This is a genomic window from Streptomyces sp. NBC_01471, from assembly GCF_041438865.1.
GTDB lineage: Bacteria > Actinomycetota > Actinomycetes > Streptomycetales > Streptomycetaceae > Streptomyces.
In genome coordinates this window covers 988,547-1,010,809 of record NZ_CP109450.1, presented here as the reverse complement: position 1 = coordinate 1,010,809, position 22,263 = coordinate 988,547, and the positions used below count along the sequence as shown (strand labels likewise).

Sequence of the window (22,263 nt, the reverse complement as noted above, 5' to 3'; positions counted from 1 at the left end):
CACCGTCGCCGGCCGCCTCAGCCGGCGGCGGTGCACCGGACCCGGACCGGCACACAACTTCACTTCACCACCTCGGCACCCGGAGCCACGCGGCTGCGGCACTCAAATCCTCCTGGGGTCCTGCCGTGCCCACATCGCTACTGCGAGAGAAGGTATCCCCATGGCAGCAACGGCAGCCGCGCGCACGGTCATTGAGAACGTAGCCATCGCGACAGTCGACGCCCACGACACCGAGTACGCATCGGGCCATGTCGTGGTCGCAGGGAATCGCATCGAATCCGTCGGCGCGGGCAAGGCCCCCGACGGACTCACCGGCGTCGTACGCCGGATCGACGGCACCGGTCACCTGGTGACGCCGGGTCTGGTCAACACCCACCACCACTTCTACCAGTGGATCACCCGGGGTGTGGCGACCGACCACAATCTCTTCAACTGGCTCGTCGCGCTCTACCCGACCTGGGCGCGCATCGACGAGCAGATGGTCCGCTCGGCCGCGCAGGGCTCCCTCGCGATGATGGCCCGCGGTGGTGTCACCACCGCGATGGACCACCACTACGTCTTCCCGAAGGGCTCCGGAGACCTGTCGAGCGCCGTCATCGGCGCCGCCGCCGAGATGGGCGTACGGTTCACGCTGGCCCGCGGGTCCATGGACCGCAGCAAGAAGGACGGCGGGCTGCCCCCGGACTTCGCCGTCGAGACCCTGGAAGGCGCCCTCGCGGCCACCGAGGCGACGGTCGACCAGCACCACGACGCCTCCTTCGACGCGATGACCCAGGTCGCGGTCGCCCCCTGCTCGCCCTTCTCCGTCTCCACCGAACTGCTGAAGCAGGGTGCCGAGCTCGCCCGCCGCAAGGGCGTACGCCTGCACACCCACGGCAGTGAGACCGTCGAGGAGGAGCAGTTCTGCAAGGAACTGTTCGGCATGGGCCCGACCGACTACTTCGAGTCGACCGGCTGGCTCGGTGACGACGTGTGGATGGCGCACTGCGTCCACATGAACGACTCCGACATCGCGGCCTTCGCGCGGACCGGAACCGGCGTCGCCCACTGCCCGTCCTCCAACGCCCGTCTGGCGGCCGGGATCGCCCGTGTCCCCGACATGCTCAAGGCCGGCGTGCCGGTCGGCCTCGGGGTCGACGGCACCGCGTCCAACGAGTCCGGCGAGCTGCACACCGAGCTGCGCAACGCCCTGCTGATCAACCGGCTCGGCGCCCACCGTGAAGCGGCCCTCAACGCCCGCCAGGCGCTGCGCCTCGGCACGTACGGCGGTGCTCAGGTCCTGGGCCGCGCCGCTGAGATCGGTTCGCTGGAACCGGGGAAGCTCGCTGACCTCGTGCTGTGGAAGATGGACACCCTCGCCCATGCCTCCATCGCCGACCCGGTGACCGCGCTCGTCTTCGGGGCCGCGGCCCCCGTCACCCTCTCCCTCGTCAACGGCAAGCCGGTCGTCGAGGACAACCACCTGACCACGGTGGACGAGGACGCCATCGCCCGCTCCACGCGGGACGAGGCCCGGCGCCTGGCGGAGATCGCCGCGCGGGCCTGACGTCCGACAAGCTCCGGCCGGGGAGGACGGTCCCCGGTCGGCGGCCGCGAACCCGAGCGGGGTTCACGGCAGCCGTGACCGGGGGGCGTGTGCCCAGAGTGCATACGCCCTCCGGGGCGGTGACGTACCCGGAAGCCACCCCGGAACCCCCGTGCCCCGCCCGGTACTTGACCGAGAACACAGCAATTCCACCAGCACCCCTCCCGCAGCCGCACCTGCATTCCGCACCACCTCCCTGACACCCACGTCACCGCCGACGTGTACCCGACCGGAGGAGCCGCCGTGGCCGCCGAGCCCAGGTTTCGCACCGATGCAGCAGACGCCGACACCGAATCAACCGGAGACCCCGGGGTGACCCCCGTGGAACCCGGTCACACCTCAGTGGAACCGGGAGAGACCTCCGTGAAGCATCCGGTCGATGAAGTTCTCCCGCCCTTCAAGATGTTCAGCAGCGGCCTCCAGCATGTGGCCGCCATGTATGCGGGAGTTGTCGCCCCGCCCATGATCGTGGGCCCCGCCGTCGGGCTCAGCGCGAAGGAGACCGCCTTCCTCGTCGGGGCCGCCCTGTTCACCGCGGGCATCGCCACCCTCTTCCAGACCCTCGGGTTCTGGCGGGTCGGTTCCCGGCTGCCGTTCGTCAACGGTGTCTCTTTCGGTGGCGTCAGCCCGATGATCGCCATCGGCAAGGGCCGGGGGCACGACGGCATCGCCGTGATCTTCGGCGCGATCATCGTGGCGAGCGTACTGGGGTTCATACTCGCCCCGTACTTCAGCAAGTTGCTCCGGTTCTTCCCGCCGGTCGTCACCGGCACCGTCATCACCCTCATAGGGGTCTCGCTGCTGCCGGTCGCCTTCGGGTGGGCCCAGGGCACCCAGGGGGCGGCGGACTACGGTTCGATGAAGAACATCGGCCTGGCCGCCCTCACCCTGGTGATCGTCCTGGCCCTGCGGAAACTGCTCCGCGGCTTCCTCCAGCAGATCGCCATCCTGCTCGGTCTGGTGATCGGTACGCTCATCGCGATACCGATGGGCATGACCAGCTTCGACGCGATGCGCAACGCCGACCCGATCGGGTTCCCGACGCCGTTCCACTTCGGCGCACCGCAGTTCGAGGTCTCCGCGATCATCTCGATGTGCATCGTGATGCTGGTCTGTATGACCGAGTCGACCGCCGACATGCTGGCGCTCGGCAAGATAGTCGGCCGGCCCGCCGACGAGCGGATCATCGAGGGGGGCCTGCGCGCCGACACCGTCTCCAGCCTGATCAGCCCGTTCTTCAACAGCTTCATGGCGAGCGCCTTCGCACAGAACATCGGCCTGGTGGCGATGACCAAGGTGCGCAGCCGGTACGTCGTGGCGACGGGCGGCGGGATCCTGATCCTGCTCGGCCTCTGTCCGATGGCCGCGGCCGCGATCGCGCTCGTACCGCTCCCGGTGCTGGGCGGTGCCGGGGTCGTGCTCTTCGGCTCCGTCGCCGCGAGCGGTGTCCAGACGCTGGCCGGCGCGGCCATGGAGAAGGGCGAGAACGCCCTGATCGTCGCCACCTCCCTGGGTATCGGGCTGATCCCGATCGCGGCGCCGAACTTCTACCACGCGTTCCCGAAGAACGTGCTGGTGGTGCTCGACTCGGGCATATCCACCGGGTGCGTGGTGGCCATCGTGCTCAACCTGGCCTTCAACCACCTGGGGCGCAGGAAGGACGCCGGGGTCCCGGAGACCCCGGGCGAGCCCGCTGCCGATGACAACTCGACGCAGCAGGCCGTGGCCAAGGCGGCAGCCGCACTGCACTGACCGTGCGGCACTGACGGTGGCATGACATACGGGGCGCGTTCCGCACCAGTGGTGCAGAACGCGCCCCGCCCCCGTGCCCGCGGGCCGGTCAGCTGATGCTGTACGGGTCCCCGTATACCTTCCAGCTGAGCGGCGTGTGCAGGTCGAGATTGCCGTTCTTCAGGAAGACGCGCTGCTCGGTGTCGACCCGGCTGGTGTCGCTGTGGGCCTCCTCCTGCTGCATCGCCCAGACCCGGGCGTCGAGGAAGGCGTTGAGGTACGTGGTCTCGTTGCCGCCCTGTGCCGGGGTCTTGGCTTTGGCCAGGGCCCTCTTGCGGATGGAGCTGAAGCTGGTGCTGTCGTCCCCGTCACCGTGCATGACGATGGCGTCGTAGTAGGCGAACTGGCCCAGGACCCCGATGCCGTCGGTCTTGCCCTGCTTCACGGCCGGGTTGAAGTAGACCCGGTCGCGCTCGTCGTTCTGGGCGGTCTGGAAGGCGGTGTCCTTGGCCGCGGTCTTCCAGGCGCTCTCGAAGGCCGATCCGAGGCCCGAGTGGGAGTCGCTGCCGTTGACCTTCTCCAGGGCGGGGAGGTATTTGGCGAGCGGGTTGCCCGGCTCCCGGTCGGTGTACAGCTTCACCAGGTCCAGCATGTCGCCGGTGCCGGAGCAGAACCCGATGATGCCGGCGGTGTACCCGCGGCCGTCTCCTATGTCCTCGATGTACTTGTACTGGGCCTTCCAGTCCAGTGAGGAGTTCTCGGCGCTGGAGACCAGCTTCATGGCGATCTCCTTCTTCGCCGGGTCGTCGAGTCCTGTCGCCGCCGTGGCGACGTGCCGTGTGGCGTGTGAACTCACGTGCTCCGCCGGGGCGTTGGTCGCGTAGGCGGTGGCCGGGACGGCCACCAGGGCCAGCCCGAGCACGGTGCGCGTGATGATCCTCCGGCTGCGTCCAGCGGTGGTGCGGTGGGGGGCTTTCACCGGTCCTCCAAGGGGAGTTCGTGCGGCGATGTTCTGTTAGGAAGCTTTCCTATCAGCTACCCAGGAGGCCGTACACCCCCTGGGGTGAAAGGAGTTGAGCGAATTGGACACGCCCCGGACTGATCCTGACCGATGGCGCGCGGAGGGTGGCGAAAGGTAGGCAGGGTGTATCACCTATTTTGCCCGAAGGTGACTCCACGCAACCGGACGGCCTCCGTGCGCCACGGCGGCGGATGCACCGGCCCGCGCGCTGTAGCGTCTGCGGTATGGACGATCACTCAGTAGTCGATGTCGGCGACGTACGGCTCGCGTACCGCACCTGGGGCGACCCCTTCGGCGCGCCGGTGGTGCTGCTGCACGGCCTCGGCGGTTCGTCCGCGACCTGGGAGGAGACCGGGCGGGTGCTCGGCGAGGAGTGGCGGGTGTACGCCCTCGACCTGCGAGGACACGGGGAGAGCGACTGGCCGGACGAGTACTCGTTCGAGCTCATGCGCGACGACGTACTCGGCTTCCTGGACGAACTGGAACTGGACCGGGTCGGGGTCGTCGGCCACTCCATGGGCGGCGTCGTCGCCTACCTGCTCGCCCAGGAGCACGCGGACCGGGTGGAGCGGCTCGTCCTGGAGGAGACCCCGCCGCCGTACCCCAGGGACGTGGCCGAACCGGAGCGACCCGAAGACCCGGTCGACTACGACTGGAACGTGGTGCCCGCCATCAGGAACGAGATCCGCGAGCCCGGTCCCGAGTGGGCCGAACGGCTCGGCGAGATCGTCGCCCCGACGCTGATCGTGACGGGCGGCCCGGACAGCTCGATGCCGCAGGAGCGGATCCCCGACATGGCAGCGGAAATCCCCGACTGCAGGACCATCACGATCCCGGTCGGCCACACCGTGCACGCGCTGGAGCCCGGACAGTTCTCCGCCGCGGTCAGTGACTTCTTCACCAGCTGAGCGGCGGGTGCAGCGTCCGGCCTGGTGAACACAGCGACCCCCTGCTCGTCGCCGTCGCCCCCCGCGGCTGCGCACCCTCGCCGCGGACAGCGTGGCGCCGCACGTTAGCCTTGCCGTCGTACCGGACACGGGGTGCCCCGTCCAGGGGCTGAGATCACACCCGCCGAACCTGAACCAGTTAGCACTGGCGGAGGGATGTCGCTCATGTCATTTCCACCTGCTCCCAGCAGCACGTCGGCCACAGGTCCGCGATCCGTCTTCGACGGCCGGATGCCCGCCGAACCCGGCGACTTGCGTATCGAGGCACGCGGCATCGCCCCGGTGCCCGGGCACCATCGCTATGGCGGCCCGGGCCGGCTGTTCACCGTGTGGTTCGCCCCGAATCTGACCATGACCGGCGTGTTCACCGGCACCGTCGGTATCGCGCTCGGTCTGGACGTGCCCACCGCCCTGGCGGCCGTTGTGCTGGGCACCTTGATCGGCGCCGTTCCCACCGCGTATCTCGGAACCTGGGGCAGCCGCACCGGGGCAGGTCAACTGCCCTTGGCCCGGCTCGCGTTCGGCCGCTCCGTCCTGGTGCCCGGCCTGCTGCAATGGCTGTCGTCGGTGGCCTGGGACGCACTCATCGGGCTGTTCGGCGGAGACGCGCTGGCCCGGCTCTGCGGCTGGCCCTTCTGGCTGGGCGTACTGGTGATGATGCTGGGACAGGGGTCCCTCGGAGTGCTGGGCTACGAAGCGATCCACCGGCTCCAGAAGCTGATGACCTTCGTGCTCGCCGCCGCTTTCGCCGCCCTGGCCTTCAGACTCCCGGACAGCGTCCAGCACGCGGCCGCCGCCCACGGCGCCGACCGCGCCGGTGCGTTCGTACTGACCAGCACCATCGCGCTCAGTCTGGCGCTGTCGTGGGCTCCGTACGCCAGCGACTTCAGCCGCTACCTGCCGCAGGACACCTCCCGGCCGCGGATGTTCTGGTACACGCTCCTCGGCGTCAGCGTCTCCTTCGTGGCGGTCCAGTCACTCGGGTTGTGGGGCGCCTCGGTCTTCACCGACCAGACCGCCCGCGGGGTCGAAGGACTGCTGGGCGGCGGCATACTCGGCGGGCTGGGGCTGCTGGCCGTGGCGCTGGCCGCCCTGTGCAGCAACGCCATGAACGACTACAGCGGCTCGCTGGCGCTGCAGACCATCGGTCTGCGCGTCCCGCGTCCGTTCGCGGCCGCTCTCGCCGCCGTACTCGGTTTCCCGCTGGTGCTGTGGATGCATGCCGCCGACACCACCGCCCGCTTCCAGAACGTACTGCTGTTCGTCGGCTACTGGATTCCCGGCTTCGTCGCCGTCGTCGCGGTCGACTGGTTCGCCCGGGCCCGCGCGGGCGAACCGGTCGATCCCACCACGGAGAGCGTCCGTTCGCGGTCCGGCCGACCCGCACTGGTGGCATTCTGCGCCGCCTTCGCCGCAGCGGTCCCGTTCATGAACACGGGTCTCTACACAGGTCCGGTGGCCGCCGCACTGCACGGCGCCGACCTCGCCTACTACGCGGCCTTCCTCACCGCACTCGTCGTCTACGCCCCCTTCAGGCTGCGCCGCCGCCCGGCCGTCTGAGCGGAACAGGGAGGCGCGCGCCGGTATCAGCTGTCGCGGCCGAGGGTCTCCAGCCAGGCAGCCGTCTCCTCGGGGCGCTCGAAGCGGAGCACGCGCAGCGGCGCGAAACGCCGGTCGCGGGTGCGGCGGCGGATGTCCTCCCGGCGGGCCGCGTGCTGGGACCACGCCCACCAGGCGGGGTGGTCCCCGCGGAACCACCCCGCCACCGTCTCCCGGTTCCCGCCGAACACCCGCTCACACAGCACAGTCCGGCGCAGCGACCGCCGCAGGACCCGGGGCATGACCACTCGCCTCGGATAGTCCAGCCAGACCACCGTGTCGGCCCGCTCCCACAACAGATCGCGGACCTCGGGGTAGCCGTACGAGTCGAAGACCCAGGACGGGGTGGCAGCGATCCGGGCGACCTGTCCGGCGAACGCCTCGTTCACGGACCAGCCGGGCCCGACGAAGTGCAGCGCGTCCATCTCGTGATACGGCACGGCGCGCCGCTCGCTCAGCGCCCGGGCGAGGGTGGACTTTCCGGCCCCGGTGATACCGGCTACGAGGATGCGTCGCATCGGGGCAGGGTACGCGGCTTCGGAGGCGGCCGACGGGCCGGTGCCGGCCAGGGCTTCCTAAGGCTTCCACTCCGGGCTGCGCCCGCTGAGCCCGATCACCCGGTCGAGGAACGGGGCGTCCTGCGGAACCCCGACAGCCGGGCCGAAGGCGGGAGCCTGCGCCGGGCTGTCCGGCCGGCCGAGCAGCGCGTACGAGACGCCGAGGCTCCCCGGATCGGGCGCGTACCGCTGCCCGGTCGCACGGGCCAGGTCCCAGCCGTGTACGACCAGCTCGTTCAGTGCGATCCGACCGGCGACGGGGGCGGGCAAGGTGAATCCGCCCGCCCTGGTGTCGCCCTCCCAGGCGGCGGGGGAGTGCCAGGCCGCGATCAGCTCCTCCAGCTGCCGGGGCAGCGCCGTCCGCCAGTCAGGGGCCAGTTCGGGCTTGGGGCCGGTCCCCGGCGCCGTGTCGGTGTTCGGCCCGAAGTCCTTCCCGGCCGCGGCGCGGAACGCCACCGTGAGCCCGGAGATGTGGGCGAGCAGGTCCCGGACAGCGAAGTCCGGGCAGGGCGTGGGATCGCCCAGCTGCCCGTCGCCGACGGCGTCCGAGAGCCTCGCCATGTGCCGGGCCGGCGGTTCCAGGTCGGGCAGAGCGCCGTCCGGTTCCCTGCGCGCCTCTGTGTGCCTATCCGTGTTCATACCTTTCAGACCGGACCCGGCACGAGAACTCATCGGTCGGCCGGAAATCCCGTGGGATTCCCGGCGGCGGAGGTGAAGTCCTCCAGCGCCAGCGCATGGACGGTGCAGGGGCGGCCGAGGACGGTGTCCTCGCGCAGGGGTGTGAACCCGAGGCGCCGGGCGACCGCGGCCGATGCGGCGTTGTCGGGGTGGATCATGGAGGTGATCCGCTCCAGCCCCAGCGGCCCGAAGCCCCAGGCGAGCACGGACCGGGCCGCTTCCGTGGCGTAGCCGCGGCCCCAGTGCGCACGGGCGAAGGTCCAGCCGATCTCGGTCTCGTCGAACTGCTCCCACCAGTGCAGGCCGCAGCGTCCGATGGCCTCCCCGGTGCTCCGCAGCTCGACGGCGCACAGGCCGTGTCCCCGCCGGGCCCACTGCTGCTCGATGACACGCAGGCGCGCGGCGGCCTGCGCGGGGGTGTAGGCGCCGACGTACGAGTTGACCTCTTCGTCGGCGTGCAGCCGCACCCACCAGTCCGTGTCGGACTCGCTGAGCGGGCGCAGCCGGAGGCGTTCCGTGGTGATCACTGGCCTTGGTCCTCACTGTCCGTGGTCGGGGGCTTCGCCCGCAGGGCCCTCCCGCAAGCGGGTGGCGCCGCATCCGCGACGGTACAAGGACCGAGTGCGGCCCCACCGGTGTGGTATCGGACAAAGTGCGGGCCCACGCTCCCTGTGATGCCGTTGGCGCAGATCCTCCGGAGCGGAACAGGGGTGCACGATGGAGCTGGGACCCGGGCAGGCGGGGCAGGAGGAGTTCCGTACGCTCGCGGGCGTACGCGGCGATGCCGCGCTGACCGGTTCGGGAGGCCCCGGCCGGCTGCTCCGGAGCGGCCCGGCGGTCACGGTCGCCGGGATCGAGGCGTCCCCGGCCGGCCATGGGGCGCCACCCGTCGTGCCGTACGTGCGAGTGAACTTGAGCCTCCGCTCCCGTCCGGGGCAGGACTCGCAGGAGGTGCAGCGCAGGCTCGTCACCCGCCTGGCCGCACTGCGTCCGTCCGGTGCCGCGCCCACTGCGGCGTCCCGGTCCCGGGCCGCCGCGTGAGCACGGTCCAGACCCGGCAGGCCCCGGACGAGAAGCCACCGGAAAAACGCGGGTTCGTCTTCCCCAGTGCCCTCACCGTCCTGGCCGTCGTCACCGTCGCGGTCTGGGCACTGGCCTTCCTGATCCCGCCCGGCGCCTACAAGAGGAACAAGTCCGGGGCGCCGATCCAGGGCACGTACCACCGTGTCCCCTCCGACCGGGGGATCGTCCACCGGCTCAACGACCTCTTCCTCTCCCCGGTCAACGGCCTCTACGGCGTCCAGGACGCGAAGACCGGCCAGGTCGGCCCCGGTCTGGCCGGCGAACTGTACGGCAGCGCGGGTGTGTTCCTCTTCGTCATCGCGATCGGCGCCTTCATCACGGTGGTCTTCGCGACCGGTGCGCTGGACCTCGGCATCGGGCGTCTCGCGCACCGGCTCCGCGAGCGCGGCGCGCTGCTCATCGCGGGTGTGATGCTGGTCTTCGCGCTCCTCGGCACGGTGGAGGGGTTCGCCGAGGAGACCCTCGGGTTCTACGGGCTGATCGTCCCGCTGATGCTGGCACTCGGCTACGACCGGATGGTGGCGACCGGCACCATCATCCTGGGCGCGGGGGTCGGCGTGCTGTGCTCCACCGTCAACCCCTTCGCGACCGGGGTCGCCTCGTCGGCGGCCGACATCTCCCTCGGCGACGGCATCGTGCTGCGCGCGCTGATGTGGATCGTCCTCACCTCGGTGACCATCGCGTACGTCATCCGCTACGCGAGACGGGTCAGACGGAATCCGGAGCGGTCACTCTCCGGGTTCCTGCCCGGCGACCGTGAACAGAGCGCCACCGGGGCGGCGGAACCCCCGCGGCTGACCACCCTGCACAAGGTCATCCTGGTGCTCGTCACCCTGACGTTCGCGTTCATGATCTTCTCGGTCGTCCCCTGGGCGAGCGCCCTCACCGGAGACGCCGGCGCCACCCCGTACGGGTTCGAACTGGGCTGGTCCTTCCCGCAGCTGGCGGCCCTCTTCCTGGTCGCCGCGGTGATCGTCGGGATCGTGGCCCGCCTCGGCGAGCAGCGGCTGAGCGCCACCCTCGTGCAGGGTGCCGCCGACTTCATCTCCCCGGCGCTGGTGATCGTGCTGGCCCGCGGAGTCACGGTCATCATGAACAACTCGCAGATCACGGACACCGTGCTGCACTCCATCGAGGGCCTGGTCTCGGGCACGTCGTCGTCGGTGTTCGCCTTCTTCGTCTTCCTCGTCAATCTGCCGCTGGCCTTCCTGATCCCCTCGACCTCGGGCCACGCCACGCTCGCCATGCCGATCCTCGCGCCGCTGGCCGACTTCGCCGGGGTGTCGCGCGCCCTGGTCGTCACGGCCTGGCAGTCGGCGAGCGGCTGGATGAACCTCTGGGTCCCGACGACCGCTGTCACGATCGGCGGGGTGGCGCTGGCGAAGGTGGGGTACGACAAGTATCTGCGGTTCATCTGGCCGCTGCTGGCGATCCTGTTCGTGCTGATCGGGGGGTTCGTGGCGCTGGGGGCGGTCTGGACGTGACGCGCGGCCCGGCGACCCGGACGCGGCACGGTCTCAGATCCGCGCGTGGAGGGATGCTGCCGATCTGCACGCACCACAGGAACCCGAAGGAGATCCAGCCGAGGGTCGACAGGCCGAGGAAGGAGTTCTCGGTCAGTCCGACGAGCGGGTGGTGCAGGGTGATCAGCAGGACGTTCAGCACATGGGATGCGAGATACGTCTGGATGCCGAACCAGGCGATGGCGACGGCGCCACGGATGAGAGCCGGGATCTGGGCGCCCCCGACTCCGAAACTGATACGGCTCATGACCGGGAACGGGATGCCGGTCTTCTGGCCCATGTAGCCCGAGAGGTTGGGGGGCATTCCGGAGGCATGGAGTCCGGTTAGCTGCCGGAGTGGGCCGCACGGTCGACCGCGGAACCGGAGGCTATCCGTCCGTTTTGTGTGCGCCCACTCTGTTCGATGACCTGGGGGCCGGTCGACGGCGCCCGACCGCACAGGGGCGGGCCCAGGGGGCCAACTCCGGTCGGATCGCCGGGCCTTGTGCCGCCGGCCTGGTGGAGAAGCCGCAGGGAGAAGTTGCGGGGGAGAAAAACAGAAGGGGCAGTCCCGGTGCCGTACGGCACCGGGACTGTCCCTTCTTCGGCGTGTGGTGGAGCCTCAGCTCCCCAGCTGCTCGTACGCGGGCAGAGTGAGGAAGTCCGCGTAGTCGGCGTCCAGGGACACCGTCAGCAGCAGGTCGTGTGCCTGCTGCCACTTGCCCGCTGCGAACGCCTCCGCGCCGATCTCCTTCTCGATCGCGGTCAGTTCGTCCGCCGCGATCTTCCGGGCCAGCTCCGCCGTCGCCTGTTCGCCGCCCTCGAAGACCACGTTCGCGTTGATCCACTGCCAGATCTGCGAGCGGGAGATCTCCGCCGTCGCGGCGTCCTCCATCAGGTTGAAGATGGCCACCGCGCCCAGGCCGCGCAGCCACGCCTCGATGTAGCGGATGCCGACCTGGACCGCGTTGACCAGGCCCTCGTACGTCGGCTTGGCGTCCAGGGAGTCGATCGCGATCAGGTCACCCGGTGCCACCGTGACGTCCTCGCGCAGGCGCTGCTTCTGGTTCGGGTTCTCGCCGAGGACCGCGTCGAACGACTCCATGGCGATCGGCACCAGGTCCGGGTGGGCGACCCAGGAGCCGTCGAAGCCGTCGGCGGCCTCCCGGTCCTTGTCCGCCTTGACCTTCTGGAAGGCCACCTTGTTGACCTCGGCGTCGCGCCGCGAGGGGATGAACGCGGCCATGCCGCCGATGGCGTGCGCACCGCGCTTGTGGCAGGTGCGGACCAGCAGTTCGGTGTACGCGCGCATGAACGGCGCCGTCATCGTCACCAGGTTGCGGTCCGGCAGGACGAACTTGGAGCCGCCGTCGCGGAAGTTCTTGACGATGGAGAACAGGTAGTCCCAGCGCCCCGCGTTCAGTCCGGACGCGTGGTCGCGCAGCTCGTAGAGGATCTCCTCCATCTCGTACGCCGCCGTGATCGTCTCGATCAGGACGGTCGCGCGGACCGTGCCCTGCGGGATGCCGACGTAGTCCTGTGCGAAGACGAAGATCTCGTTCCAGAGGCGCGCCTCCAGGTGGGACTCGGTCTTCGGCAGGTAGAAGTACGGGCCCTTGCCGAGCTCGATGAGGCGCTTGGCGTTGTGGAAGAAGTACAGACCGAAGTCGACCAGTGCGCCCGGGACGGGGCGGTCGTCCAGCACGAGGTGGCGCTCGTCGAGGTGCCAGCCGCGCGGGCGCACCACGACGGTGGCGAGGTCGGCGGCGGGCTTCAGGGCGTACGACTTGCCGGTCCTCGGGTCCGTGAAGTCGATCCGGCGCTCATAGGCATCGGTCAGATTGAGCTGGCCTGTGACAACGTTCTCCCAGGTGGGGGCGGACGCGTCCTCGAAATCTGCGAGCCAGACCCTGGCGCCCGAGTTGAGGGCGTTGATGGTCATCTTGCGGTCGGTCGGGCCGGTGATCTCGACGCGGCGGTCGTTCAGCGCGGCCGGAGCCGGCGCGACCTTCCAGCTGTCGTCGTTGCGGATGCTCGCGGTCTCCGGGAGGAAATCGAGCGAGGACGTCCGGGCGATCTCGGCACGGCGCTCAGCACGGCGGACGAGCAGCTCATCACGGCGGTGGGTGAACCGCCGGTGCAGCTCGGCCACGAAGGCCAGGGCCGCATCGGTGAGGACCTCGTCCTGCCGGGGCAGGGGCTCGGCATCGACGATGGCCAGCGGAGACGGCGCTGGTGCGGACATGAGCTGTCACTCCTTCAGCGTGCAGTATCTGGCGGCCGCAGGACTCTCATGGTGGCACGGAGTGCCACGGGGTCGCGATACGGTCGCTGGCGCTCTGTGGGACACAGAGCGCTTCTGACGTGTGGATACTAGTTTCCTCATGGTGGAAGTTCAACGCTATGTTGACATCGAGATTCTCCGGATCGACAGAAGTCGTCGCAGAGTGCCAGGTCGGTCACTCCAAGTGGAACAGGTCTTCGACCGTGTCGATGTCGTACTCCTCGGCGATGTCGGAGCACTCCACGAGCATGATCGACTCCTGGTGGGCCTTGAGGTAGCTGCGGGCCCCGCGGTCCCCGACCGCCGTCGCCGCGATGTCCGCCCAGCGGTCGGCGCCGAAGAGGACAGGGTGGCCGCGCTTCCCTTCGTACGAGGCCGCCACCAGGCTCGTCGCGGCGCCGCCCGCCTCCCGTACCCGGGCCACCGCCGCCGCCCCGATCCCCGGCTGGTCCACCAGCAGGACGAGGGCGGCGTCCGCACCCGACCCCGCGAGCGACGCGAGTCCGGCGCGCAGCGACGACCCCATGCCCTCCTCCCACCGGGGGTTGTCGGCCAGTACGCATCCGGACAGTTCGGCCCGCTTGCGTACGTCGTCCGCGGCGGCACCCAGTACGACATGCACCGGACCGCACCCGCCCTCGCGCAGTACCCGGACCGCGTGCTCGACCAGCGGCCGGCCGCGGTGCTCCAGCAGGGCCTTCGGGCGGCCGCCCAGCCGCCGCCCGCCACCGGCCGCGAGCAGCAGGCCGGCGACCACCGGTCCGGCCGTGCGCTCCGGCCCTGGGCGGAGGACATCTCCTGGCCGGGGGGCATCTGTGTCCGGGTTGTTCACTTCGGTTCCGCCTTCGTATCGCATCAGGACTGGATACCTCATGGACACCACCCCGTCCGGCTGAATTCCCGCTGTGGAGTGGCGAGAACGACGCGCGGTGGCGTTAACTGACTCGTGACCCGCGGTGTCCGACCAGCGCCACACGGTCGATCAACCGTAGGGATAATCAGCACAGAGTTGTGCGAGGGGGAACTTTGTTGCGAAGTGCGGGGCAGAAGCGCGTAACGGGCACCGGTGAGGACCCGCGGGTGACGGAGCTCAGTTCCTCCGTCTCCCGGCTCCGCCGTGAACTGGGCGCCCATCCGGCCCAGTTCCCGGACCGGGCCATCGCCGAGGACGAACTGGCGGCCCTGGAGGAGATGGCCCGCAGCGGAGTGCCGGAAATCCTGCGGCTGCGTCGCTCGTTGCTGCTGGTCGCCGGGGCGATCGGCTCGGTCAGCGCACTCGCGGTCTCGCTCTCGGAGGTACGGAACGCGGTGGAGCTGTTCGGATCGGCCTCCTGATGTCCGTCCGCAGAGTGGTGCCGGACATCACGACGCACGCCATGGCGGAGAGCCGGGACTTCTACGGTCTGCTCGGGCTCGGCGAGGTCATGAACCACGGCTGGGTCATGACGCTCGCCTCGTCCGTCAACCCCACCGCGCAGATCACCCTCACCACGCACGACGCGAGCGCCGCCGTACAGCCCGACCTCTCCGTCGAGGTGGACGACGTGGACGCGGTGCACGCGGCGGTGCTGGCCGCCGGGGCGGAGATCGTGCACCCGCTGTGCGACGAGGAGTGGGGCGTACGACGGTTCTTCGTACGCGATCCGAACGGCAAGGTCGTCAATGTGCTGAGCCACCGGCACGACGGATGAGCCGCCGTGCCGAGGCCGCGGCCACCGCGGACGTACGGGAGTCGACACCCAGCTTCGCGTAGATGTGCACCAGATGGGACTTCACCGTCGCCTGGCTGAGGAACAGCGCCTTGCTGATCTGCTGGTTCGACAGACCGTCCCCGACCAGCTGCAGCACCTCCAGCTCCCGCCGGGTGAGCGACTCGCCCGGCGTGCGCATCCGGTCCATCAACCGGTGCGCCACTGCGGGCGCCAGCGCCGAGCGGCCCGCCGCCGCCGTCCGCACGGCGGCGGCCAGTTCCTCCGGTGGCGCGTCCTTCAGCAGATAGCCGCTCGCACCGGCCTCGACCGCGGCCAGGATGTCCGCGTCCGTGTCGTACGTCGTCAGCACCAGGACCCGGGGTGCTCCTTCGACGGCGGCGATGACGGCTGTGGCCTCCGCGCCGTGCATGCCCGCGCCGAACTGGAGATCCATCAGGACGACGTCGAACTCTCCCGACGCGGCCAGCTCCACGGCCTGTTCGGCGGTCGCCGCCTCCCCGGACACCCGGAATCCGGGTTCGGTGTCGAGGACGGCGCGCAGCCCGGCCCGGACCACCGGATGGTCGTCGGCGAGCAGCAGCCGGATCGTCATCGGGACACCCCTTCGGACGCGGGCACCTCTTCGGAATCGGGCAGCGGCAGCGTGACCGCCACGGCCGTCCCCTGGCCCGGTGTGGACTCGACGGCGAAGGTGCCGCCCAGGGACTCGACGCGCGAGCGCATGGCGGGCAGCCCGAAACCGCCGTCGCCGGACGCGGTACCGGCGAGCAGCGGATCGAAGCCCGAGCCGTCGTCGACGACGTCCAGGGCGACAGCGGTCCCCATGAAGCTCAGCGTGATCTCGGCGCGGGACGCCCCGGCGTGCCGGACGGTGTTGGCGAGCGCCGACTGCGCGATACGTAACAGCGCCACCTCGTACGGTGTGGGCAGCGCGACCGGAGTGCCGCTGGTGGAGAAGCGGACCCGCGGCCCGGGCCCGCCCGCGCACAGGCGGTCGAGCGCGGCCGCCAGCGAACCGTGCTCCAGCGTGGGCGGCGACAGCGCCCGTACGAAGCGGCGGGCCTCGGCCAGGTTGTCCTGTGCGGCCTGCCTGGCCTGTTCGATGTGGGCGGCGGCCGGCGCGTCGGCGGGCAGGGTGCGCCCGGCGGCCCGCAGCAGCAGCTGGATGGAGGAGAGTCCCTGGGCGAGCGTGTCGTGGATCTCCCGGGCGAGCCGCTCCCGTTCGGCGAGCGTGCCCGCGGTCCGCTCGGCATCGGCGAGTTCGGCCCGGGTCGCGATCAGCTCCTCGATGAGCCGGCGGCGGCTCTCGCTCTCGCGGTAGAGCACCTGGTAGCCGAGTACGGTGGCCACGGCCACCGCCGCACCGAGCAGCGGCCCGATGAAGGCACCCGGATTCAGTGCTGCCCCGTGCCCCACGTACGCGGCGATGGCCGCGCCCGCGGTGACGACGACCACGGGCACCGACCAGCGCACCGGCAGCAGATGCAGCTGGAGGAAGTACAGCGGGAACGCCACCCACAGCCCGTCCGGGGAGAGCACGAGCAGCCCCGCCCACGCGAGCCCCAGCACACCGAGCCAGACGGCGGCGGCCGTGCGGGAGGTCCGTACCGGGGGCCAGACCGTGCCCGCCGCGTACACCGCGCCCAGCACCGCGGCCGCCGCCACCACCGCGGGCGCGTTCGACGCGTGCCCGGCCACCGCCCGTGCGGCGGCCAGCACCAGCAGCCCCGCCATCAGCAGGTGGAGGCAGAGCCGCAGGACGAGCAGCGCGGGGGTCAGTGCACGGGGATCCATGATCCTTCCAGCGTAGGCGGATCGTCCCGGAACGCCCTCAATCGAAAGTTTGATTGCCGGCTCCGTCTTTTGATCCGTGCGGAGCCATCCGTGGCGCGATGCCCACGGGCCCCCGGTGCCCGCAGGGTTGGGCACATGTTCGTCGCATGGAGAGATCTGAGATTCGCCCGGGGCCGGTTTGCCCTGATGGGCACGGTCATCGTGCTCATCACGCTGCTGGTCGGACTGCTGTCGGGGCTGACCGCCGGGCTGGCCAGGGACAACACGTCGGCCGTCACCGGACTGTCCGCCGACCATCTGGCCTTCGCCGCGCCGCCGCCGGGCCAGTCCGCGTCCTTCACCGGATCGCAGCTGCCGCGGAGCGCCTGGCGCACCTGGGCCGCACAGCCGGGGGTGAAGAGCGCACAGCCCCTCGCCATCGGCACCGGCAACGCGGAGGCGGGCAGCCGCACGGCCGCGGTCTCCGCGTTCGCGGTGCGGCCCGGCTCGGGTCTGGCGCCCGCGGAGCCCGGGCCATCCGGAGTGGTGCTGTCCAGGGGCGCAGCGGACGACCTGGGCGCGGCGGCCGGGGACACCGTCACGCTGTCCGGCAGGAAGCTCACGGTGACCGCGGTCGCCGGGGACGACTCGTACAGTCACACCCCCGTCGCGTGGACCTCGCTCCACGCGGGGGAGCACGCCAGCGTGGTCGCTCTGACCACCACCGGCGGGGCGGACCTCGGCGCGGGAGACCGGGCGGCCGGTACGAAGACGCTCACCCTGGACGGCTCGCTGAGCGCGCTCCCCTCCTACCGTGCGGAGAACGGCTCGCTCCAGCTGATGCGCGGCTTCCTGTTCGTCATCTCGGCCATGGTGATAGGCGCGTTCTTCACGGTCTGGACCATCCAGCGCAGCGGGGACATCGCCGTGCTGAAGGCGCTGGGTGCCTCCACCCCGTATCTGCTGCGCGACGCGCTCGGCCAGGCGGTGCTGATGCTGCTGGCCGGGACACTGCTGGGCACGGCCCTTGCCGCCGGGATCGGTGCTGTCGTGCCGGGGAGCGTCCCCTTCGTGCTCGACCCGCTGACCGCGGTGCTCCCCGCCGCCGTGATCGTCGCCCTCGGCGTGCTCGGCGCCGCTCTGTCCATCCGGCGGATCACCGCCGTCGACCCGCTGACCGCTCTCGGGAGCGCACGATGACCCTGACCCTCGACGACGTGACGCTGACCTACCCCGACGGGGACGGCCGGGTGGTCGCGCTGGACGCGGTGACCCTCGATGTCCCGGCCGGTTCGCTGACGGCGGTGGTCGGACCGTCCGGCTCCGGCAAGTCCAGCCTGCTGGCTGTGGCCGCGACGCTGGTGACCCCGGAGCGGGGCCGGGTGGTTGTCGACGGGGCGGACACGGCCTCGCTGAGCCGCGCCGGAAAGGCGGCGCTCCGGCGCGAACGCATCGGCATCGTCTTCCAGCAGCCGAATCTGCTTCCCGCCCTGACGGCCGCCGAGCAGCTCCAGGTGATGGCGCATCTCTCGGGCCGGTCCGCCGCTCAAGTCCGCGAGCGTGCGGTGGATTTGCTGGACACGGTGGGCCTCGCGGACCAGGCGGGCAGGCGCCCGCACCAGCTCTCCGGCGGTCAGCGGCAGCGCGTCAACATCGCGCGTGCCCTGATGAACGAGCCGTCGGTGCTCCTGGTGGACGAGCCCACCAGCGCCCTCGACCACGAGCGCGGCGCGGGTGTGCTGGACCTGCTGGTGACGCTGACCCGGGCCCGCGGGACCGCGACGGTGCTGGTCACCCACGACCACACGCACCTGGACCGGATGGACCGGACGGTGTCGATGGCCGACGGGCGGCTCACCGTGCCGGTCGGCTGAGCCGCGGACCGATAGGCACCGGACCCGCAGGATTCCGGACCGGACCCGACCGGGTCCGGGCGTCCCGGCGTCCGAGCCGGTCCGCCGGTGTCCGTGTCCGGCCGGGCCGCCAGGTCCCCGGCCGGATCAGACCTGCTGGGTTCCCGCGCTCGCGAGCGTGGCCGAGAGCTCCTGGGCGATGCCCTGGAGGATCGGCACGATCCGCTCGGTCGCCTCCTCCGTCACCCGGCCTGCCGGACCGGAGATCGAGATCGCGGCGGCCGTGGGGGAGTTGGGCACCGGCACCGCGAGGCAGCGGACACCGATCTCCTGCTCGTTGTCGTCCACCGCGTACCCGGCCCGGCGTACGACCTCCAGCGCGTCCAGGAACCCCTCGGGTGTGGTGATCGTCTTCTCGGTCGCGGCCGGCATGCCGGTCCTCGCGAGCAGCGCGCGGACCTCGGGCGCTGAGGTGTGGGCGAGCAGCGCCTTGCCGACGCCGGTCGAGTGCGGCAGGACGCGCCGTCCCACCTCGGTGAACATCCGCATCGAGTGCTTCGACGGGACCTGTGCGACGTACACGATCTCGTCCCCGTCCAGCAGGGCCATGTTCGCCGTCTCCCCGGTCTCCTCGACCAGCCGGGCGAGATAGGGGCGGGCCCAGGTGCCGAGCAGCCGGGCCGACGACTCGCCGAGCCGGATCAGGCGCGGGCCGAGCGCGTAGCGCCGGTTGGGCTGCTGGCGTACGTAGCCGCAGGCGACCAGGGTGCGCATCAGCCGGTGGATCGTGGGCAGCGGCAGACCGCTGGCGGCCGAGAGTTCGCTCAGGCCGACCTCTCCACCGGCGTCGGCCATCCGCTCCAGCAGATCGAAGGCGCGCTCCAGGGACTGGACGCCACCGCTCGGTGCTGCGGTCTTGGCGTCGGGTGCGCTGGCGTGGGACTGCGGCACGGCGGCGGTCCTTTCGAGGCGGGCGGGGCAAGGCGCCAGCCTACCGGCCCGCGGTCCGCGGTATCCCCCTCCGCGACAGGCGAAGGGGCCGGTCAGGACCCCTTTGTCCGGATCGGGCCATCGGATGGGTACGATCCGGACGCGGAGGCGCCAGAGAGAAGCACATTCCGGTAGCCGAAATTTGGCTTTTGCTTTGTGGAATCATCCAGGCGGCCTGTCCGGTCTTGACGAGCCACGGTGCGCAGCGAACACTCCATTACTGGAACGTGAATTTCGCTATATGGAAAGAGGGGCCCGGGTGTCCACCACCGAACTGGTACTGCGCTCGACGCGAGTCATCACCCCCCAGGGGACGCGCGCCGCATCGGTCGCCGTCGCCGAGGGGAAGATCGCAGCAGTGCTGCCCTACGACGCGGAGGTGCCGGAGGGCGCCCGGCTGACGGACTTCGGGGACGACGTGCTGCTCCCCGGCCTCGTCGACACCCATGTCCATGTGAACGACCCCGGCCGCACCGAGTGGGAAGGGTTCTGGACCGCGACCAGGGCCGCCGCGGCGGGCGGGATCACCACGCTGCTCGACATGCCGCTCAACTCGCTGCCGCCGACCACGACCGCCGACAACCTGCGGACCAAGCAGGACGTGGCCCGCAGCAAGGCGCACATCGACGTCGGCTTCTGGGGCGGTGCGATCCCGTCCAACGTCAAGGACCTGCGCCCGCTGTACGACGCCGGGGTGTTCGGCTTCAAGTGCTTCCTGTCGCCCTCGGGGGTCGAGGAGTTCCCCGAGCTGGACCAGGAGGAGCTCGCCCGGTCCATGGCCGAGATCGCCGGCTTCGGCGGGCTGCTGATCGTCCACGCCGAGGACCCGCACCAGCTGGCCGACGCCCCGCAGCGCAGCGGCCCGCAGTACGCCGACTTCCTGGCCTCCCGCCCGCGCGCCGCCGAGAACGCGGCGATCGAGGGCCTCATCGCGCTCGCCCGGCGGCTGGACGCGCGGATCCACGTCCTGCACCTCTCGTCCAGCGACGCGCTGCCGCTGATCGCCGCCGCCAAGCGCGAGGGTGTCCGGGTCACCGTCGAGTCCTGCCCGCACTTCCTCACCCTGACGGCCGAGGAAGTCCCGGACGGGGCAACGGAGTTCAAGTGCTGCCCGCCGATCCGCGAGGCCGCCAACCAGGACGCGCTGTGGCAGGGGCTGGCCGACGGGACGATCGACTGCATCGTCTCCGACCACTCGCCCTGCACCACCGACCTCAAGACCCCCGACTTCGCCGATGCCTGGGGCGGTATCTCCTCCCTGCAGCTGGGGCTCCCGGCGATCTGGACGGCGGCGCGCGAGCGGGGCCACAGCCTCGACGACGTGGTCCGCTGGATGTCCTCGGCGCCTGCCGAGCTCGCCGGGCTGTCCGCCAAGGGCGCGATCGAGGCCGGCCGGGACGCCGACTTCGCGGTGCTCGCGCCCGACGACACGTTCACCGTCGACCCGGCCGAGCTGTACCACCGGAACCAGGTGACGGCGTACGCCGGGAAGACCCTGTACGGCGTCGTGCGCTCCACCTGGCTGCGGGGTGAGCGGATCGCGGAGAACGGCGTACTGGGCGAGCCGGTCGGCCGGCTGCTCGAACGCGACGCCTGAGCCCGCTGCCCGGCCACGGAGCCCGGACGCCCGTTCGTCCGGGCGTCCGGGCTCCGTGGCGTGGCCCGGCTCATGGGAGGGGGCCCCGGGCAGGGATCCCCGCGACCGTCACACCGCGTGCCGGCCGTCCACCAGCAGCCCGGCCCGTTACGTACCCGGCAGCCGCGCCCGCCGGATACGCCCTCAGTGAGGCCACCTCGTCCGCCGTCCCGAAGCCTCCCAGCGCTGTCGCCGCGCGCTGGGGTCCGGCGCAGAGAAGACATGCCGCGTCCCCGCCCCATCGTTTCGTCGGTAGTGTTCGCACGTCCCAGCAGAGCGGCGGACGGCCGTCCGTACCGGCGGGAAACGGACTGCGAGTCCGGGGCCGGGTCGGGCCCGTGGCCGCCACGGCCCGGACCGGAACCGAACGGCCGGTGCCGGCCGTTCACCTGCCGGTACGGACGGACGTACCGGCCCCGCCATCGCCCCAAGGAGAACCGGCCGTGACCCTCCAGCAAGAGATCGTCGGCAACGCCATGCAGATGGCCGTCGTCAGCCTTCAGCCCGGCCAGACCGTCTACTGCGAGGCCGGGAAGTTCCTCTTCAAGACCTCGAACGTCAGCATGGAGACGCGTCTCTCCGGACCCGGTGGTGGCGGCCAGCAGGGGCAGGGCGGTCAGCAGGGGCAGCCCGGCGGCATGGGCGGGATCCTGAGGCAGGCGATGGGCACCGCGATGCAGGTCGGCCAGCGCGCCCTGGCGGGCGAATCGCTCGCCTTCCAGTACTTCGCGGCCACCGGCGGCGAGGGCACGGTCGGTTTCGCCGGCGTGCTCCCGGGCGAGATGCGCGCCCTGGAGCTGAACGGCAACCGGGCGTGGTTCGCCGAGAAGGACGCGTTCGTGGCGGCGGAGTCCACGGTCGACTTCGGAATCGCCTGGCAGGGCGGCCGCACGGGCCGCAGCGGCGGTGAGGGCTTCATCCTGGAGAAGTTCACCGGCCGTGGCACCGTGATCATCTGTGGCGCGGGCAACTTCATCGACCTCAACCCGGCCGACTTCGGCGGCCGTATCGAGGTCGACACCGGCTGCATCGTCGCCTTCGAGGAGGGCATCGAGTACGGCGTCCAGCGGATCGGCGGTCTCAACCGCCAGGGCATGATGAACGCGGTCTTCGGCGGCGAGGGCCTTTCCCTGGCCACGCTGGAGGGCAACGGTCGTGTCATCCTCCAGTCGCTCACCATCGAAGGTCTGGCGAATGCCCTGAAGAAGGCCCAGGGCGGCGACAAGCAGGGCCCCACGGGCGGACTCTTCTCCACGAACGCGGGATAGACCGGGCGCCGGGCAGCGGACGGGCCGGGCAGCGGGGGAGTCCC

21 protein-coding genes, 1 pseudogene and 1 riboswitch are annotated in these 22,263 nt (G+C 70.9%); of the genes and pseudogenes, 12 read left to right on the top strand and 10 right to left on the bottom strand.

Annotated elements, in window-relative coordinates; translation table 11 throughout:
* The first annotated feature begins 160 nt into the window (after positions 1 to 160).
* Positions 161 to 1,546, top strand: coding sequence for an 8-oxoguanine deaminase (locus OG285_RS04445; protein ID WP_356831175.1), 1,386 nt, complete (start codon positions 161 to 163; stop codon positions 1,544 to 1,546).
* A gap of 441 nt (positions 1,547 to 1,987) precedes the next feature.
* Complete coding sequence (locus OG285_RS04440; RefSeq protein WP_356831327.1) at positions 1,988 to 3,337, top strand: nucleobase:cation symporter-2 family protein; 1,350 nt, start codon at positions 1,988 to 1,990, stop codon at positions 3,335 to 3,337.
* Between the two features lie 88 nt (positions 3,338 to 3,425).
* Here the strand turns inward: OG285_RS04440 and OG285_RS04435 are convergent, their stop codons facing one another.
* Positions 3,426 to 4,295 (bottom strand): chitosanase, encoded by an 870-nt coding sequence (locus tag OG285_RS04435; protein WP_371790217.1) that lies wholly within the window; start codon positions 4,293 to 4,295, stop codon positions 3,426 to 3,428.
* Positions 4,296 to 4,561: 266 nt separating this feature from the next.
* On the opposite strand from OG285_RS04435, the gene OG285_RS04430 reads away from it, so the two are divergent.
* Both OG285_RS04430 and OG285_RS04425 read left to right on the top strand, forming a co-directional pair.
* The gene (locus OG285_RS04430) at positions 4,562 to 5,245 is read left to right on the top strand and encodes an alpha/beta hydrolase (protein ID WP_356831171.1); all 684 of its coding nucleotides are present in this window, start codon (positions 4,562 to 4,564) and stop codon (positions 5,243 to 5,245) included.
* Positions 5,246 to 5,363: 118 nt separating this feature from the next.
* Positions 5,364 to 5,458, top strand: a riboswitch (TPP riboswitch).
* Positions 5,441 to 6,844, top strand: a complete 1,404-nt coding sequence (locus OG285_RS04425; protein WP_371790216.1) for a cytosine permease — start codon at positions 5,441 to 5,443, stop codon at positions 6,842 to 6,844. (Overlaps the previous riboswitch by 18 nt.)
* 26 nt (positions 6,845 to 6,870) lie before the next feature.
* On the opposite strand, the gene OG285_RS04420 is transcribed toward OG285_RS04425, so the two are convergent.
* Genes OG285_RS04420 through OG285_RS04410 form a run of 3 tightly spaced genes read right to left on the bottom strand, consistent with a single transcriptional unit; the run spans position 6,871 to position 8,645 of the window.
* Positions 6,871 to 7,401 carry an adenylate kinase gene (locus OG285_RS04420; RefSeq protein WP_356831167.1) on the bottom strand — a complete coding sequence of 177 codons (531 nt, stop codon included), beginning with the start codon at positions 7,399 to 7,401 and terminating at the stop codon, positions 6,871 to 6,873.
* A 57-nt stretch (positions 7,402 to 7,458) separates the two neighbouring features.
* The gene (locus OG285_RS04415) at positions 7,459 to 8,079 is read right to left on the bottom strand and encodes a TIGR03086 family metal-binding protein (RefSeq protein WP_356831165.1); all 621 of its coding nucleotides are present in this window, start codon (positions 8,077 to 8,079) and stop codon (positions 7,459 to 7,461) included.
* 29 nt (positions 8,080 to 8,108) lie between these two features.
* Complete coding sequence (locus tag OG285_RS04410) at positions 8,109 to 8,645, bottom strand: GNAT family N-acetyltransferase (RefSeq protein WP_356831163.1); 537 nt, start codon at positions 8,643 to 8,645, stop codon at positions 8,109 to 8,111.
* A gap of 190 nt (positions 8,646 to 8,835) precedes the next feature.
* On the opposite strand from OG285_RS04410, the gene OG285_RS04405 reads away from it, so the two are divergent.
* Together OG285_RS04405 and OG285_RS04400 are read left to right on the top strand one after the other, a co-directional pair.
* Positions 8,836 to 9,159, top strand: coding sequence for a hypothetical protein (locus tag OG285_RS04405; protein ID WP_371790215.1), 324 nt, complete (start codon positions 8,836 to 8,838; stop codon positions 9,157 to 9,159).
* Positions 9,156 to 10,685 carry a YfcC family protein gene (locus OG285_RS04400; RefSeq protein ID WP_371790214.1) on the top strand — a complete coding sequence of 510 codons (1,530 nt, stop codon included), beginning with the start codon at positions 9,156 to 9,158 and terminating at the stop codon, positions 10,683 to 10,685. The genes OG285_RS04405 and OG285_RS04400 overlap by 4 nt, the downstream gene beginning before the upstream one ends.
* Before the next feature lie 61 nt (positions 10,686 to 10,746).
* On the opposite strand, the pseudogene OG285_RS04395 reads toward OG285_RS04400, so the two are convergent.
* From OG285_RS04395 to OG285_RS04385, 3 genes and pseudogenes are all read right to left on the bottom strand, one after another.
* Positions 10,747 to 11,016, bottom strand: a pseudogene (locus OG285_RS04395) (cytosine permease); the annotation flags it as partial.
* Positions 11,017 to 11,325: 309 nt separating this feature from the next.
* Positions 11,326 to 12,948 (bottom strand): malate synthase A, encoded by a 1,623-nt coding sequence (gene aceB, locus OG285_RS04390; RefSeq protein ID WP_356831157.1) that lies wholly within the window; start codon positions 12,946 to 12,948, stop codon positions 11,326 to 11,328.
* Between the two features lie 214 nt (positions 12,949 to 13,162).
* Positions 13,163 to 13,732, bottom strand: a complete 570-nt coding sequence (locus tag OG285_RS04385) for a nucleotidyltransferase family protein (protein WP_356831325.1) — start codon at positions 13,730 to 13,732, stop codon at positions 13,163 to 13,165.
* A 281-nt stretch (positions 13,733 to 14,013) separates the two neighbouring features.
* Here OG285_RS04385 and OG285_RS04380 point away from each other — a divergent pair, with 281 nt between their 5' ends.
* Both OG285_RS04380 and OG285_RS04375 read left to right on the top strand, forming a co-directional pair.
* Positions 14,014 to 14,322 (top strand): DUF5955 family protein, encoded by a 309-nt coding sequence (locus OG285_RS04380; protein ID WP_356831155.1) that lies wholly within the window; start codon positions 14,014 to 14,016, stop codon positions 14,320 to 14,322.
* Complete coding sequence (locus OG285_RS04375; protein ID WP_356831153.1) at positions 14,322 to 14,678, top strand: VOC family protein; 357 nt, start codon at positions 14,322 to 14,324, stop codon at positions 14,676 to 14,678. The genes OG285_RS04380 and OG285_RS04375 overlap by 1 nt, the downstream gene beginning before the upstream one ends.
* Here OG285_RS04375 and OG285_RS04370 read toward each other — a convergent pair.
* On the bottom strand, positions 14,647 to 15,291 hold the full coding sequence (locus tag OG285_RS04370; protein ID WP_356831151.1) for a response regulator transcription factor: 645 nt from the start codon (positions 15,289 to 15,291) through the stop codon (positions 14,647 to 14,649). The genes OG285_RS04375 and OG285_RS04370 overlap by 32 nt on opposite strands.
* Positions 15,288 to 16,493 (bottom strand): sensor histidine kinase, encoded by a 1,206-nt coding sequence (locus tag OG285_RS04365; protein WP_371790213.1) that lies wholly within the window; start codon positions 16,491 to 16,493, stop codon positions 15,288 to 15,290. The genes OG285_RS04370 and OG285_RS04365 overlap by 4 nt, the downstream gene beginning before the upstream one ends.
* A 135-nt stretch (positions 16,494 to 16,628) precedes the next feature.
* On the opposite strand from OG285_RS04365, the gene OG285_RS04360 reads away from it, so the two are divergent.
* Together OG285_RS04360 and OG285_RS04355 are read left to right on the top strand one after the other, a co-directional pair.
* On the top strand, positions 16,629 to 17,672 hold the full coding sequence (locus OG285_RS04360) for an ABC transporter permease (RefSeq protein WP_371790212.1): 1,044 nt from the start codon (positions 16,629 to 16,631) through the stop codon (positions 17,670 to 17,672).
* Positions 17,669 to 18,346, top strand: coding sequence for an ABC transporter ATP-binding protein (locus tag OG285_RS04355; RefSeq protein ID WP_356831144.1), 678 nt, complete (start codon positions 17,669 to 17,671; stop codon positions 18,344 to 18,346). Before OG285_RS04360 ends, OG285_RS04355 begins: the two co-directional genes overlap by 4 nt.
* Positions 18,347 to 18,472: 126 nt before the next feature.
* On the opposite strand, the gene OG285_RS04350 is transcribed toward OG285_RS04355, so the two are convergent.
* Complete coding sequence (locus OG285_RS04350; RefSeq protein ID WP_356831142.1) at positions 18,473 to 19,276, bottom strand: IclR family transcriptional regulator; 804 nt, start codon at positions 19,274 to 19,276, stop codon at positions 18,473 to 18,475.
* A gap of 298 nt (positions 19,277 to 19,574) precedes the next feature.
* On the opposite strand from OG285_RS04350, the gene allB reads away from it, so the two are divergent.
* Together allB and OG285_RS04340 are read left to right on the top strand one after the other, a co-directional pair.
* Positions 19,575 to 20,912, top strand: coding sequence for an allantoinase AllB (allB, locus tag OG285_RS04345; protein ID WP_371790211.1), 1,338 nt, complete (start codon positions 19,575 to 19,577; stop codon positions 20,910 to 20,912).
* 482 nt (positions 20,913 to 21,394) lie between these two features.
* The gene (locus OG285_RS04340; protein ID WP_371790210.1) at positions 21,395 to 22,219 is read left to right on the top strand and encodes an AIM24 family protein; all 825 of its coding nucleotides are present in this window, start codon (positions 21,395 to 21,397) and stop codon (positions 22,217 to 22,219) included.
* Positions 22,220 to 22,263: the final 44 nt, after the last annotated feature.